Below are 13,466 nucleotides of genomic sequence, written 5' to 3' on the forward strand. Positions count from 1 at the left end.
CGCGTGGAAAGCAGTCAAAGCTGCAATGCGCAGTGACTTAGGTATATAGGAACGCATACATGACCCCCGAACTCACCATCCTCGCCCTCGCAGGCCTGCTGCAAGTGGTCCAGTTCTGCATCTACTCCGTTCTGGCGCAGATGCAGGTGGGGTCGAAATACGCGGCCTCGCCCCGTGACAAGCCGCGGGAGCTGACGGGCATCGCAGGTCGGGCGCAGCGGGCGTTGAACAACCATTTCGAAGGGCTGATCCTGTTCACGGCGGCAGTCGTGGTCGTCACGCTCTCGGGCCGGTCCACCGCGACGACGGCGACATGCGGCTATGTCTATCTGGGCGCTCGGCTGTTGTATCTTCCCGCCTACCTGTTTGGCTGGGCGCCATGGCGCTCGCTGATCTGGTTCGTGGGCTTCCTTGCGACGACCGTGATGTTGATCTCGGCGCTCATATGAATATCACTAGGCAAGAATGCTCCGGGGTGAGCGGGACGATGGCGGACATACGCCACGCCCAGACCCCAAATGAAAGGAACAAGACACATGGCAGACTATGACGTAATCATCATCGGCGGCGGTCCGGGCGGCTATGTCTGCGCGATACGCTGTGCACAGCTTGGCCTGAAAACCGCGTGCGTCGAAGGGCGCGAGACCTTGGGCGGCACCTGCCTGAACGTCGGCTGCATTCCGTCCAAGGCGCTTTTGCACGCATCGCACAGCCTGCACGAGGCCGAACACAACTTCGCCAAGATGGGTCTGAAGGGCAAAAGCCCTTCGGTCGATTGGAAGCAGATGCTGGCCTATAAGGATGACGTCATCGGCCAGAACACAAAGGGCATCGAGTTTCTGTTCAAGAAAAACAAGGTCGACTGGATCAAGGGCTGGGCGTCGATCCCCGCCGCCGGTCAGGTCAAGGTCGGCGACGAAGTCCACAACGCCAAGAACATCGTAATTGCCTCCGGGTCCGAGCCGTCGACCCTGCCCGGGGTCGAGGTGGACGAGAAAATCGTCGTGACCTCGACCGGTGCGCTTGAATTGCCGAAGGTTCCCAAGAAGATGGTTGTGATCGGGGCCGGTGTGATCGGGCTTGAGATGGGGTCGGTTTATGCACGTCTGGGCACCGAGGTTACGGTCGTTGAATTCCTTGACGCCATCACACCAGGGATGGACAGCGATCTGGCCAAGACCTTCCAGCGTGCGCTGAAAAAGCAGGGGCTGAGCTTTGTCATGGGCGCGGCTGTTCAGAATGTGGACGCCAAGAAAACGAAGGCGACTGTGAACTACAAGCTGCGCAAGGATGACAGCGAGCACGCGATTGATGCCGATGTGGTGCTGGTTGCCACAGGCCGCCGTCCTTATGTCGAAGGGTTGGGTCTGGACGCGCTGGGTATGAAAATGACCGAACGCGGGCAGATCGCGACCGATCATTGGAAAACCTCCGTGTCGGGTGTCTGGGCCATTGGCGATGTCATCGAAGGCCCGATGCTGGCTCACAAAGCGGAAGACGAGGGCATTGCGGTGGCCGAGGCGATTGCCGGCCAGGCGGGCCATGTGAACTATGATGTCATTCCGGGCGTCGTCTATACAGCGCCTGAAGTGGCCTCTGTCGGCAAGACCGAGGAACAGTTGAAGGAAGAGGGCCGCGGCTACAAGGTCGGCAAGTTTAGCTTCATGGGCAATGCCCGCGCCAAGGCCGTGTTCCAGGGCGAGGGCTTTGTAAAAATTCTGGCTGACAAGGACACCGACCGCGTTCTGGGCGTCCACATCATGGGCCCAGCGGCGGGCGAATTGATCCACGAGGCTTGCGTGCTGATGGAATTCGGCGGATCAGCCGAAGACCTGGCCCGCACCTGTCACGCCCATCCGACTTTCTCGGAAGCTGTGCGCGAGGCCGCGCTGGCTTGTGGCGATGGCGCGATCCACGCGTAATCCCTCGTAGACACGCATGAAAAAAAGCCACCGGATCGCTCCGGTGGCTTTCGTCTTTTATGACACATCTCTGTGTCCGGTGTCATCTCATTCGAATTTCCGAATCTCGCCCGACTTGAGGCGCGACAGGTAGCTGTCCAACTCGCGCTTCACGACGGGCATCAGGAAATACAGCGCCAGGATGTTCACGACCGCCATGGCAAAGATCGCCGCGTCCGAGAAGTCGATCACCGGACCAAGGTTGGCCGAGGCACCGATCACCACGAAGATGCAGAAGATCACCTTGAAGGTCAGTTCTTTCCTTTGGCCTTCGCCGAACAGGAAAGTCCACGCCTTGAGGCCATAGTAGGACCAGCTGATCATGGTCGAGAAAGCGAACAGGATCACCGCGATGGCGAGGACATATTTGAACCAACCGAACGAGGCCGAGAATGCAGCCGACGTCAGCGCAACCCCCTTGTTGCCGTCAATGGTCTGAATCGTCGCCCCGCCTTCATCCAGCAGATACATACCGGTTGCAGGATCGCTGATCAATTGGCCCGTGATGATGATCACAAGCGCCGTCATGGTGCAGATCACGACGGTATCGATGAACGGCTCAAGCAGGGACACAAAGCCCTCGGTGATCGGTTCCTTGGTGCGCACGGCCGAGTGGGCAATCGCAGCCGACCCAACGCCGGCTTCGTTCGAGAACGCCGCCCGTTTGAAGCCTTGGATCAGTGCACCAACCATACCGCCAGCAACACCAAGACCGGTGAAAGCGCCTGCGAAGATCTGGCCGAACGCCCAGCCGATCATGTCTGCGTTTATCAGCAGGATGATCAAGGCGGTCAACACGTAGAGCACACCCATGAACGGCACAACTTTTTCAGTCACGCTGGCGATGGATTTCAGACCGCCGACGATCACCGCAAAAACGATGCCAGCGAAGATGATACCGGTGATCCAGCCCGGAAAATCTCCGACCACATTTGTGATTTGTGCATGTGCCTGATTGGCCTGGAACATATTCCCGCCGCCCAATGCGCCCAAGATACAGAAGATCGAGAACAAGACTGCCATGAATTTGCCAGCGGGCAGGCCGCGCTCTGCAAAGCCCTTGGTCATGTAATACATCGGGCCACCCGACACGGTGCCATCCTCGTATTCGTTACGGTATTTCACACCCAACGTACATTCGGTAAACTTCGACGCCATGCCCAACAGGCCCGCAAGGATCATCCAGAAGGTGGCACCCGGCCCTCCGATGCCGACCGCGACGGCCACACCTGCGATGTTGCCAAGCCCGACCGTGCCTGAAAGGGCGGTTGCCAAGGCTTGGAAGTGGCTGACCTCACCGGCGTCATTGGGGTCAGAGTAATCGCCTTTCACAAGCGCGATCGAATGCGGGAAGGCCCGGAATTGGATCAAGCCGAAATAGATTGTGAAGACCGTTGCCGCAACAACCAGCCAAGCAACGATCCACGGGAAGGACGTGCCGGGGAAAGGGCTGAAGATGAAGTTGACGAACCAGCCGGTTGAACTGGCAAATATGTCGTTGATTTTCTGGTCCATGGATTGGGCCATCGCGGGCGCTGTCGCCGCCAGCATGGCCGGTGCGGCCCATGCCGCTGCCTTGATTGTGTAATTCATAACTATCCCTGTTCGCATTGTTTTTTTAAGGAACGATGGTGACGGGCACCGGCGAGATCTGCGCCAATGTGCCCGCGACCGAGCCGAAGATGCGTGATGACAGGCCCGAATTGCCGGTGCGGCCAACGATCACTTGCGTGGCACCCTCGGCTTTCACGATGTCGCACAGCGTATCAGCGATGCCGCCGTATTTCAGGGCGGTCGAGACCTTGACCCCGCTGTCGGCCAGACCCTTGACGACGGGCGTCAGCACTGCCTTTTCCGCGCGCTCCAACTCCTCACCGCGCCGTTTGTGACGCTCTTCCAGCTCATTTGGTGTCAGGAATGAATACGGCGACCATTCCAGCACATGCGCAACCACGATGGCCGCGCCCTGCGATTTGGCCAGCCCGATCGCGAAATCCAGCGTCGCTTTCGAACTGTCGCTGCCATCGTATCCGACGACGATCTTATTGGACATTTTCTTCCTCCCTTGGGTGAACGTGTCACGTGTTAAGCAACTGTAGCCTAGCAGCGGTTGATCTGAAAAGGTTCCTTAATTTCTTGCAATGAAGGATTATTTACGTAAAAACTATCGAACATACCTAATTAATCGGAAAATTTACGATGGATAAGCTGGACACAAGAATTCTTTCCATCCTTCAAAAGGACGGCTCGATTTCAATGTCGAAGCTTTCAGACAAGGTGGGTCTGTCGATCTCGGCCTGCCATCGGCGGGTCAAATTGTTGGAGGCGGACGGGTTCATCACCAATTACGCGGCGCGTCTGAACCGCAAGGCCATCGGCTTGGAAATTCAGGTGTTTATCGAGGCGAAGCTGGTCAGTCAGCGGCGTGAGGACATTCAGGCCTTCGAGGCGGCAATTCTTGAAATGCCAGAGGTGCTGGAATGTCATCTGATCTCAGGCGAGTTTGATTACTTGCTGCGAGTCGCGGCCAGAAACACCGAGGATTACGAGAAACTATATCGCGAAAGGCTGACTTCCATTCCGTCGTTCGCGCAGATGAAAACACTGCTCAGCTTGTCGACGGTGAAAGAGTTTCGGGGGTTTCATCTGGGTTGACTGCGGTCCGTGATCAATCGGCCACCAGCATTTTCAAACCTTGCGTCACGTCCGTGCGCACCGCCAGTCGCAGGGCGGGTTCGTCACCGGCTGACAGAGCGGACAAGATCATCCGGTGGTGGCGTTGCAGATCGGTGCGTTGGCGACGCGCATAAAGGGCACGCATGGTCGGGCCGAGTTGCAGCCACACCGTTTCAGCCACAGCAAGGATCGCCGGCGCCTGTGCCCGAAGATAGAGCGTTCGGTGAAATTCCAGATTGGTACGCAGATAGCCGACCGCGTCTTGCTTGGTGACGCATTCCGACACCCGTACGTTGATGGCGCGCAGCCTGTCGATAAGCGCCATATGGGCGCGGGGCAGGGCGCGGGCCGCCAGCTCGGGTTCCAGCAGCGAGCGCAGCGCGGCCAACTCTTCGATCCGTTCGGCGGTTAGGTCGGGTGCTGACACTCGTCCGGAACTGGACAGTGTCAACGCGCCCTCGGCGGCCAGTCTGCGCACCGCTTCGCGGGCAGGGGTCATCGAGACGTCGTATTCCTTGCCGATCCCGCGGATTGTCAGGCTTTGGCCGGGGTCCAGCTCTCCGTGCATGATCCGCGCACGCAGGCTGCGATAGACGCGCTCATGGGCGCTGGACGTATCGGATGGTGAACGGGTTTGAGCCTGCATGTCGTAACTGTGATCACAAATTGGCGTGGCGTCAACACGCCCATGCGTTCAGTCGCGAAAGCGATAGCGATGCAGACCTGCGCCATGGTCGCGCAGCCACTGTCGGGGTGTTTGATAGGCCGGGCAAATGGCTTCAACCTGCGCCCAGAATGCAGCCGAGTGATCCATATGCACCAGATGCGCAACCTCATGCGCCGCGACATAGTCCAACACCGCTTCGGGCGCCATCACCAACCGCCAGGAATACATCAGGTTGCCCGTCGAACTGCAGGATCCCCAGCGCGAGCGCGTGTCGCGCAGCGTCAGGCGACCGAAATTGCGGCCAACCATGTCTGCATAGTGATCACTTGCCTTCGCCAGCCGGTCGCGCGCTTCGCGTTTCAAAAGCGCCTCAAGTCGGGCGGCGGTCTTGCGGGCGTCACCGGGTGGCAGAATGAATTTGCCATCGCGGACGCGTGCGGCCCGTATTGGTGCCTCGGTGATCTGATGAGACTGGCCAAGAAATGGTAGGGTAGAGCCAAGGGCCGGACGCTTTTCTGGCATCGCATCTGCCAGATGCTTGCGAATCCAATCGGCGCGTTCCGAGACAAATCGCACTGCCTCGTGGCGCGACGCCCCGTGTGGGACGGTCAAAGTCACGCGGCCATCCAGTTTGGAAACTCGCAAAGACAATCGCCGCGCCCGCACCGAAGGGCGCAACAAAACAGTAACGTCTGGTGTGCCTGCCAGATCAATGTGTTCAGCTTCGGTCAGCCTGCTTGCCTGTTTTGACCAGAACATATGGTCCCTTTTTTCCTTACAATTGCCACGGTATCCGCCCATAAGGGGAAAAGCCTTTGACACCTCTGCACACATGTGGCAGTTGGCGGCAAATCTCGCACGACTTAGACAGAACGGAAAGGGTTTTACATGCCCAAGGAAGAATGGGGCGTCAAACGCGTCTGCCCGACCACCGGTAAACGCTTTTATGACCTGAATGCCAATCCGGTGGTCAGCCCCTATACGGGTGAGGTTGTGAACCTCGAAACTGGCAAAGCATCGCGCACTATGGTTGCCGACAAAGAAGACAAAGCCGCAATGAAGGACGATCTGGTCGATGACGCAGATGCGGTTCTTGAAGACGATGAAGATGTCGATGTCGATCTGGGCGATGACGTTCTGGAAGACGACGATGAAGATGAAGTCTCGCTGGACGACATCGCCGACGTCGCCGCAGATGACGACGACTAAGCGGCACTGAATTTTTAGCAAAGGCGACTTTTAGGCTTGAACCCTAATGCGCCTTTGCATAAATACCGCGCATTGACGGCGGAAACGCCTTCGGATGGGGCCTTAGCTCAGTTGGTAGAGCGCTTGCATGGCATGCAAGAGGTCAGCGGTTCGACCCCGCTAGGCTCCACCAAATTCTCCATGTGAATGGCCACATAGTTTGACCCCTATGGACAGCACTTTGACCCCTATGGCCACATAGATTGTCTTTTTCTGGCAGCACCACTGACCCTATCTGGTGATAGCGGACCTTCAGTCAGAGCGCGGCGAAAGAGGAAAAAGAGCCCTTGGTGGCAAATGCTGCGCAACGATTGAATCACCGCTCGCGGGAAATACGCAATTCTCAGCTAGAACATGTCCCTCGTGGCGAGACCCACAGGACGGTTAAGTACTTAGAGCCAACGCCGCCTTTAATTCAGCATAGATTTCGACAGCAATTTCTTGGACCTGATCCGCCAAAGAACGTGCCTCGTCCTCTTTGAGCCCCGTCGTTGGAATCGGTGCGCCAAAACGAATAAGTATCTTTCCAGCGCGCGCGCGCATTGAACCAAGCGGCATTACTTGGTGGCCACCGCAGAATACAAGGGGAATTATGGGAACTTGCGCCCGTATTGCGATTAGACTTCCTCCGACCTTGAACCTTCCAACCGCGTCCTGGCCTTGCAGCCGACCCTCACCACCCCAAGCCAGCCGCTCTCCGCGTTTCAGGGCGGCCACTATTTTATGAAGCAAGCGTTCAGTGGCCTGACGATTCCCTCTTGGAACCAATTCGATCCCCGCCTTGCGAGCGGCCGAGCGTCCAAAAGGAAGATAACCGTAGAGTTCCGCTGCCGCCGCGCGATCAATATGGCCCCACAAAGATGAACCATAGGCCATCACGTCGGCGAACGATGTTTCATTGTAGTTCAGAACGCAACCTTTGCCCGGGCTGGGTGGCTCACCATGCATCTCAACGTTAACGCGGCAGGTTGCGAGGAACTTAGCGCATTGACTTGCCATGAGCATGCGCGCCTGTTCCTTGTTCATCGTGGAAAGTGCAATACGCGCGTTCACGATCGGAGCTTCAGACAACCAAACTAGTGAAGCGCGTGTGCCGCGCCAGGTCTCTGCAATCTTATCCATCCGTCTATACTCGGAGAAAGCGGACATTTAGTCTACCTCTGCGAACTAAGGCTTTGTCCGCACCTGAAACATTGAAGTGGTCCCACCTTTTAGGACAGGTTTGCAGCGTTTCTAAGGTGTATCAGGTTTAGATTTCATGCTGCTTTTTGCTCTTCTAAGCCCGCCCAATATGCGTCGTCCGGCGTCTGCCGATCAAGTGCGGAATGGGAGCGCTTGTGATTGTAGAACTCCAACCACTTTCTGATCCCTGCCTTTGCCTCTGATCCGGTTTCCCCGGCATGTAGGTAGACGCATTCATACTTCAGGGATCGCCAGAGCCTTTCGACGAAGATATTATCGGGAAACCGGCCTTTTCCGTCCATGGGGACGCTCACGCCGGATCGCCGCAAACGGTCTGTCCAAGCAAAGGACGTGAACTGGCTGGTTTCGATGATTTCGGCAGGGGCAGAGACAAGCTAGCAGGGGCAGAGACAAGCTAGTTATCAAAAACGGGTCAATCAGGAGCTTCATTCGGTTTTCGAGCGGGTCAAAGGGTGGTCAGCGATCTGCGCGCGCTGTCTCCATTGTGTATGCAGTCGGGTTTCCCCATCTTGTCACCCGAAATGTGATGCACAGATGTTGCGAGCGATGGTGTGCAAGGCTTGGACGCGATAAGAACCTTCTATGACAATACCTGAAGCAATTATTTTCGATCTGGACGGCACCTTGGTCCATTCGGCACCGGATTTGCAGGCCGCAACCAATGTGGTTTTGGCTGCACTAGACCGCGCGCCTCTCGATCTGCAGACCATTATCTCATTCATCGGTGATGGCGTCGAAAAATTGGTTGAACGGAGCTTGAAGGCAACGGGCGAGTTTAACGACAGTCTGCAAGCAGAAGCCTTGACGCTTTTTCTGGAAAACTATGAGCAGAATATGACGACATTGACCCGCCCGTACCCGGGCGTGGTTGAATGTCTTGAACAGTTGTGCGCGTCTGACGTGCCGTTGGGTGTTTGTACGAACAAGCCGACTGAGCCTGCTCGAAGAATTTGCGCAGAACTTGGTCTTACACGGTATTTCAACGTGATCGTGGGTGCCGAACCCAATGTGGCGAAGAAGCCTGACCCAGCGCCATTGCATGGCTGTATCTCTGGTCTTGGGACAACCCCGGATAGATCGGTTTATGTCGGTGACAGTGCTATTGATTTTCAAACTGCGCGAAATGCAGCGGTTCCGTTCCGGCTGTTTTCGGGCGGCTATCTGAATGGAAAGATACTGGATGTTCCGACGGAAAACTGTTTCAGAGATTGGACCGAAGCAGACTTTCTCAACCGTTGATAGCAGTCGAATTATTTCTTGCTTGTTAGCGCTATTCCGCTCTAGCCTCACCGTCTAGGGAGGATATTTTCATGAAAGTAATGACCACACTTCTGTCCGGAGCCGCTTTGGTATTTAGCCTTTCGCTGGCCGGGCCTGCCGCTGCACAAGACTGCCCGCGGGGCACTTTGGACGAAAGGTTTTGTGACGTTGACGGGGATCTGCTGGCAGACACACCCACAGACCCAGCCGAGCAAATTGACCCTGACACCCTGATTTTTGCCTATACGCCCGTTGAAGACCCGGCGGTTTACAAAGAGGCTTGGTCTGATTTCCTGACGCATCTGGAAAATGAAACTGGCAAGCCGGTCATGTTTTTCCCTGTGCAAAGCAACGCCGCACAGATTGAAGCAATGCGGTCAGGACGGCTGCATATTGCAGGGTTCAACACCGGGTCGAACCCCTTGGCTGTGAATTGTGCAGGTTTCAATCCGTTCACTATCATGGCGTCATTGGACGGCAATTTTGGATATGAGATGGAGATCATCACCTATCCTGGCTCTGGTATTGAAAAGGTTGAGGACATCAAGGGCAAGCAATTGGCCTTCACGTCGCCAACTTCGAACTCGGGTTTCAAAGCGCCTTCTGCTATCCTGAAGGGCGATTTCGATATGTTGCCTGATCGCGATTTCGAACCTGTCTTTTCGGGCAAGCACGACAACTCGATCCTTGGTGTGGCCAACAAAGACTATGTGGCGGCCTCCATCGCCAACTCGGTCAAGTCGCGCATGATCAGCCGGGATGTCATCAAAGAAGACGACGTCAAAGTGATCTATAAATCGCAGACGTTTCCAACCACCGGGTTTGGCACGGTCTACAACCTTAAACCTGAGCTGAAGGAAAAGATACGTAACGCGTTCTTTAGCTTCGAATGGGAGGGCACGTCGCTACAGGCTGAGTTTGAGAAATCAAATGAGGGTCAATTCCTGGAAATGACCTACAAGGAATTTTGGGATGTGATCCGCAAGATCGATACAGCCAATGGCGTAAGCTACGCTTGCGAATAAATATCGTTGGGGCGGACCAGAAGGTTCGCCCCATCCAACAACAAGAACTGGGGCGGGGAGGCTTTCATGCTGCGGCTTGAGAAGCTTGTAAAGACGTACAAGACCGGGGATCAGGCGCTGAAAGCGGTCGACCTGGATATCCCAGAAGGTCAGGTTCTGGCGTTGATCGGCCCATCTGGCGCGGGGAAGTCGACGCTAATCCGATGTATCAACAGGTTGGTTGAGCCAACGTCGGGCAAAGTTTACCTGGCTGATACGGAATTGACTGGGTTGTCGGCTGGCGCTCTGCGAAAAGAACGTCGGCGCATGGGAATGATTTTTCAGGAATATGCGCTCGTCGAAAGACTGACGGTGATGGAAAATGTGCTGTCTGGTCGATTGGGTTATGTCGGGTTCTGGCGCAGCTTTATGCGCAAGTTCCCTCAGTCCGACGTGGACGAAGCGTTCCGCCTGCTTGACCGTGTCGGGCTTGCACATATGGCTGACAAACGTGCGGATGAACTGTCGGGCGGGCAACGCCAAAGGGTGGGTATTTGCAGGGCCCTGATCCAAGATCCTGCGCTTCTGCTGGTCGATGAACCGACTGCATCGCTTGATCCAAAAACATCCCGTCAAATCATGCGATTGATCTGCGAGCTTTGCAAAGAACGCGGATTGGCGGCGATTATCAACATCCATGACGTGGCACTGGCGCAGATGTTTGTGCAGCGCGTCATCGGATTGCGCGTCGGCGCTGTCGAATTTGATGGCCCGCCCGAAGGTTTGACGCCCGACGTGCTGACGACGATTTATGGCGAAGAGGACTGGGAAGCCACGATTGAAGCGGTCGATGACGACGAAGAGGCCGTCGGATGAATACGGAACTCGAAACGATCTTGGGCAAGCCGTGGAAGAAAAAGCCGTTCGTTCAACGCGCTTGGTTGCGTTGGCTTTTGCTTATCGGATTTGTGGCATACCTGATTGCCGCCTACATGACGATCGAGATCAACTGGTCTCGGGTATACGAGGGGCTGGAACGTGGCAAGCAGTTCGTGTTGGCCTTCACGAGCCCTGATTTCACGTCGCGATCGGCCGATATTTGGGGCGGGATGATCGAAAGCATCATTATGACGGTCGCATCATCCGTGGTCGGCATCTTGATTTCCATTCCCATTGCGCTTGGTGCGGCCCGCAATGTGGCGCCTTTGCCGATCTATTTCATTTGCCGCGGTATCATCGCAGTGTCGCGCGCCTTGCAAGAAATCATCGTCGCGATCCTGTTGGTCGCGATCTTTGGATTTGGACCGCTTGCCGGATTTCTGACACTTAGCTTCGCGACCATCGGATTCTTGTCAAAACTGCTGGCAGAAGACATCGAAAGCATGGACCGCGTGCAAGCCGAAGCCATCAAGGCGTCTGGTGCGAAATGGATGCAGTGGATCAACTACGGTGTGCAGCCTCAGGTCATGCCCCGCCTTATTGGGCTTTCGATGTATCGCCTCGACATCAATTTTCGTGAAAGTGCCATTCTGGGGTTGGTTGGTGCGGGCGGCATTGGCGCGACTCTTAACACTGCGTTCGATCGGTATGAATACGACACCGCAGCGGCCATTTTAATGATGATCATCATCATTGTCATGGCACTGGAATACCTGTCCGGTTTGATCCGGGCGAGGGTGCAATAATGCCGGTGCGCGAATACAATGAACTGAAGCTTTGGCAACGTCGCACCGGGCGTGAAAGCTTGTTTCATTGGTTGCTTTGGCTGACCGGTGTGGCGATCTTTGCCTATTCGTGGCAGCAGATTTCCGCCGCGACCACATGGTTTTTCGTTTGGGATGCACCCCGGATTGCCAGTGATATCTGGACCCGTGCAACGCCGCCAAGGTGGTCATATATTTCACAACTGGGCAAACCCATCTGGGATACACTTAACATCGCGACACTTGGCACGATTATTGCGCTGATCCTTGCGGTGCCTGTGGCGTTCGCAGCTGCCCGAAACACCACGCCGTCAAAATTGTTTATCAGACCAGTTGCATTGTTGATCATCGTCTCAACGCGTTCGATCAATTCGTTGATCTGGGCATTGTTGCTGATTGCGATTATCGGCCCCGGCGTCTTCGCGGGCGTTGTTGCCATCGCAATTCGCTCAATCGGGTTCTGTGCGAAACTTCTTTACGAAGCGATTGAAGAGATTGACGAAACCCAAGTCGAGGCTATTTCCGCAACGGGCGCCAGCCGCTGGCAAATCATGGCATATGGTATCGTGCCGCAGATCCTGCCTGCTTTTGCCGGCATTGCAGTCTTCCGTTGGGACATCAATATTCGTGAAAGCACCGTGCTGGGGCTGGTGGGCGCGGGTGGAATCGGGCTGCAATTGTCGTCTTCGCTTAATGTGCTGGCGTGGCCGCAAGTCTCGCTGATCCTTTTGGTTATTTTGCTTGCAGTTGTGATTTCCGAATGGGTGTCAGCCAAAGTCAGAGGCGCGATCATTTGAACTTGCCCGAGGCTTTTGCTGCTTACGAAGCGGTTCGACATCGCTTGCCGGCGGTGCGACGCAAAGGGGCAAGCCAACGGTTGCCTGACCTTGATGCGTTAAGCGACACCATCGACACCTTCCTTTTGGACGCATTTGGGGTGCTGAACATCGGCGAGACTGCGATTGAAGGGGTGCCCGAACGCGTGGCGGGCCTGCAAAAGACAGGAAAACGCGTGGTCGTGGTTTCGAATGCAGCTGGATATCCTCACTCAACGCTGATGAAGAAATACAAGCGGCTGGGCTATGACTTCGCGCCAGAGGACGTGATCACAAGCCGAAAGACTGTGCTTCACGCCTTGTCATCCGAACCCGAAAGGCGCTGGGGTGTGATTGCACAGGAGAGCTTTGGGTGCGAAGGCCTGGAGCACCTTGATACGACCTTTCTGGCCGATGACGCATCGGACTATGACGCGGTTGACGGGTTCTTGATGCTCGGCAGTTCTAACTGGACTGAGGAAAGACAAGTGCTTTTGGAAGCCTCACTTGCCCATACTGCGCGCCCGGTATTAGTGGGAAACCCTGATATTGTTGCACCGCGCGAGCATGGTTTTTCCACGGAACCAGGCCATTTTGCCCATCGACTTGCGAACCGGACGGGAACTGAACCTCAGTTCTTCGGCAAACCATTTATGAATATTTTTGAACTGGCGTTTGCGCAGCTTGGTGGATGTGACGCGATCCGCACCGTCATGGTGGGCGACAGTCTGCACACAGACATACTGGGTGCACAGACAGCAGGAATAAAATCGGCTTTGATTTCAGGTTTCGGGTTCTTTGACGGCCACGACCCGCATCGGCTGATCGAGTTGTCGGGCATTGTTCCGGATTTCATTCTGGTACGGCCCTAGGCTTAAGCAAGAGGGTAGCGGTTCGACCTGGCTAGGCTCTCCACCATTTCCCACCCC

At 55.8% G+C, this 13,466-nt stretch carries 15 protein-coding genes, 1 tRNA gene and 1 pseudogene; 11 read left to right on the forward strand and 6 right to left on the reverse strand.

Annotation, left to right across the window (positions count from 1 at the left end; all coding sequences use genetic code 11):
• Positions 1–59 precede the first annotated feature (59 nt).
• Positions 60–449: an MAPEG family protein gene (locus AC13C8_RS08770; RefSeq protein ID WP_091428687.1), complete on the forward strand. Its 390-nt coding sequence runs from the start codon at positions 60–62 to the stop codon at positions 447–449.
• An 87-nt stretch (positions 450–536) separates the two neighbouring features.
• The gene (gene lpdA / locus AC13C8_RS08775) at positions 537–1,922 is read left to right on the forward strand and encodes a dihydrolipoyl dehydrogenase (RefSeq protein WP_482847062.1); all 1,386 of its coding nucleotides are present in this window, start codon (positions 537–539) and stop codon (positions 1,920–1,922) included.
• An 87-nt stretch (positions 1,923–2,009) separates the two neighbouring features.
• Here the strand turns inward: lpdA and AC13C8_RS08780 are convergent, their stop codons facing one another.
• Both AC13C8_RS08780 and AC13C8_RS08785 read right to left on the reverse strand, forming a co-directional pair.
• Positions 2,010–3,554, reverse strand: a complete 1,545-nt coding sequence (locus AC13C8_RS08780; RefSeq protein WP_482847063.1) for an alanine/glycine:cation symporter family protein — start codon at positions 3,552–3,554, stop codon at positions 2,010–2,012.
• Between the two features lie 25 nt (positions 3,555–3,579).
• Entirely contained in the window at positions 3,580–4,014 is a 435-nt protein-coding gene (locus AC13C8_RS08785) for a universal stress protein (RefSeq protein ID WP_482847064.1), read from the reverse strand.
• A 146-nt stretch (positions 4,015–4,160) separates the two neighbouring features.
• Here AC13C8_RS08785 and AC13C8_RS08790 point away from each other — a divergent pair, with 146 nt between their 5' ends.
• Positions 4,161–4,616, forward strand: coding sequence for an Lrp/AsnC family transcriptional regulator (locus AC13C8_RS08790; RefSeq protein ID WP_091428693.1), 456 nt, complete (start codon positions 4,161–4,163; stop codon positions 4,614–4,616).
• 13 nt (positions 4,617–4,629) lie between these two features.
• On the opposite strand, the gene AC13C8_RS08795 is transcribed toward AC13C8_RS08790, so the two are convergent.
• Positions 4,630–5,283 (reverse strand): GntR family transcriptional regulator, encoded by a 654-nt coding sequence (locus AC13C8_RS08795; RefSeq protein WP_091428695.1) that lies wholly within the window; start codon positions 5,281–5,283, stop codon positions 4,630–4,632.
• Positions 5,284–5,331: 48 nt separating this feature from the next.
• Complete coding sequence (locus AC13C8_RS08800; protein WP_482847065.1) at positions 5,332–6,063, reverse strand: M48 family metallopeptidase; 732 nt, start codon at positions 6,061–6,063, stop codon at positions 5,332–5,334.
• 129 nt (positions 6,064–6,192) lie between these two features.
• On the opposite strand from AC13C8_RS08800, the gene AC13C8_RS08805 reads away from it, so the two are divergent.
• Complete coding sequence (locus AC13C8_RS08805; RefSeq protein WP_482847066.1) at positions 6,193–6,513, forward strand: TIGR02300 family protein; 321 nt, start codon at positions 6,193–6,195, stop codon at positions 6,511–6,513.
• 96 nt (positions 6,514–6,609) lie between these two features.
• A tRNA-Ala gene (locus tag AC13C8_RS08810) sits at positions 6,610–6,685 on the forward strand.
• Positions 6,686–6,936: 251 nt separating this feature from the next.
• Here AC13C8_RS08810 and AC13C8_RS08815 read toward each other — a convergent pair.
• Together AC13C8_RS08815 and AC13C8_RS08820 are read right to left on the reverse strand one after the other, a co-directional pair.
• On the reverse strand, positions 6,937–7,674 hold the full coding sequence (locus AC13C8_RS08815; RefSeq protein WP_482847067.1) for a lysophospholipid acyltransferase family protein: 738 nt from the start codon (positions 7,672–7,674) through the stop codon (positions 6,937–6,939).
• A 167-nt stretch (positions 7,675–7,841) separates the two neighbouring features.
• Positions 7,842–8,096: pseudogene (locus tag AC13C8_RS08820) on the reverse strand (integrase core domain-containing protein); the annotation flags it as partial.
• 241 nt (positions 8,097–8,337) lie between these two features.
• Between AC13C8_RS08820 and gph the strand changes: the two are divergent.
• The 6 genes from gph (at position 8,338) to AC13C8_RS08850 (ending at position 13,409) form a co-directional block, all read left to right on the forward strand.
• On the forward strand, positions 8,338–8,994 hold the full coding sequence (gene gph / locus AC13C8_RS08825) for a phosphoglycolate phosphatase (RefSeq protein ID WP_482847068.1): 657 nt from the start codon (positions 8,338–8,340) through the stop codon (positions 8,992–8,994).
• A gap of 71 nt (positions 8,995–9,065) precedes the next feature.
• Positions 9,066–10,040 (forward strand): phosphate/phosphite/phosphonate ABC transporter substrate-binding protein, encoded by a 975-nt coding sequence (gene phnD / locus AC13C8_RS08830; protein WP_091428706.1) that lies wholly within the window; start codon positions 9,066–9,068, stop codon positions 10,038–10,040.
• Positions 10,041–10,106: 66 nt separating this feature from the next.
• The gene (gene phnC, locus AC13C8_RS08835; RefSeq protein WP_091428708.1) at positions 10,107–10,895 is read left to right on the forward strand and encodes a phosphonate ABC transporter ATP-binding protein; all 789 of its coding nucleotides are present in this window, start codon (positions 10,107–10,109) and stop codon (positions 10,893–10,895) included.
• Positions 10,892–11,704, forward strand: a complete 813-nt coding sequence (gene phnE, locus AC13C8_RS08840) for a phosphonate ABC transporter, permease protein PhnE (RefSeq protein WP_091428710.1) — start codon at positions 10,892–10,894, stop codon at positions 11,702–11,704. Before phnC ends, phnE (AC13C8_RS08840) begins: the two co-directional genes overlap by 4 nt.
• Positions 11,704–12,519, forward strand: coding sequence for a phosphonate ABC transporter, permease protein PhnE (phnE, locus tag AC13C8_RS08845; protein ID WP_091428711.1), 816 nt, complete (start codon positions 11,704–11,706; stop codon positions 12,517–12,519). Before phnE (AC13C8_RS08840) ends, phnE (AC13C8_RS08845) begins: the two co-directional genes overlap by 1 nt.
• 80 nt (positions 12,520–12,599) lie before the next feature.
• Positions 12,600–13,409: an HAD-IIA family hydrolase gene (locus tag AC13C8_RS08850; protein ID WP_482847069.1), complete on the forward strand. Its 810-nt coding sequence runs from the start codon at positions 12,600–12,602 to the stop codon at positions 13,407–13,409.
• The last annotated feature ends 57 nt before the right edge of the window (positions 13,410–13,466 follow it).

The organism is Aliiroseovarius sp. B-4, assembly GCF_056857795.1.

Bases quoted from the DNA above. Each gene is read 5' to 3' on its own strand.
- lpdA (WP_482847062.1), top strand. From the start codon at position 537: ATGGCAGACTATGACGTAATCATCATCGGCGGCGGTCCGGGCGGCTAT.
- AC13C8_RS08795 (WP_091428695.1), bottom strand. From the start codon at position 5,283: ATGCAGGCTCAAACCCGTTCACCATCCGATACGTCCAGCGCCCATGAG.
- AC13C8_RS08800 (WP_482847065.1), bottom strand. From the start codon at position 6,063: ATGTTCTGGTCAAAACAGGCAAGCAGGCTGACCGAAGCTGAACACATT.
- AC13C8_RS08785 (WP_482847064.1), bottom strand. From the start codon at position 4,014: ATGTCCAATAAGATCGTCGTCGGATACGATGGCAGCGACAGTTCGAAA.
- AC13C8_RS08815 (WP_482847067.1), bottom strand. From the start codon at position 7,674: ATGGATAAGATTGCAGAGACCTGGCGCGGCACACGCGCTTCACTAGTT.
- phnE (WP_091428710.1), top strand. From the start codon at position 10,892: ATGAATACGGAACTCGAAACGATCTTGGGCAAGCCGTGGAAGAAAAAG.
- gph (WP_482847068.1), top strand. From the start codon at position 8,338: ATGACAATACCTGAAGCAATTATTTTCGATCTGGACGGCACCTTGGTC.
- AC13C8_RS08770 (WP_091428687.1), top strand. From the start codon at position 60: ATGACCCCCGAACTCACCATCCTCGCCCTCGCAGGCCTGCTGCAAGTG.
- phnD (WP_091428706.1), top strand. From the start codon at position 9,066: ATGAAAGTAATGACCACACTTCTGTCCGGAGCCGCTTTGGTATTTAGC.
- phnC (WP_091428708.1), top strand. From the start codon at position 10,107: ATGCTGCGGCTTGAGAAGCTTGTAAAGACGTACAAGACCGGGGATCAG.
- AC13C8_RS08805 (WP_482847066.1), top strand. From the start codon at position 6,193: ATGCCCAAGGAAGAATGGGGCGTCAAACGCGTCTGCCCGACCACCGGT.
- phnE (WP_091428711.1), top strand. From the start codon at position 11,704: ATGCCGGTGCGCGAATACAATGAACTGAAGCTTTGGCAACGTCGCACC.
- AC13C8_RS08780 (WP_482847063.1), bottom strand. From the start codon at position 3,554: ATGAATTACACAATCAAGGCAGCGGCATGGGCCGCACCGGCCATGCTG.
- AC13C8_RS08790 (WP_091428693.1), top strand. From the start codon at position 4,161: ATGGATAAGCTGGACACAAGAATTCTTTCCATCCTTCAAAAGGACGGC.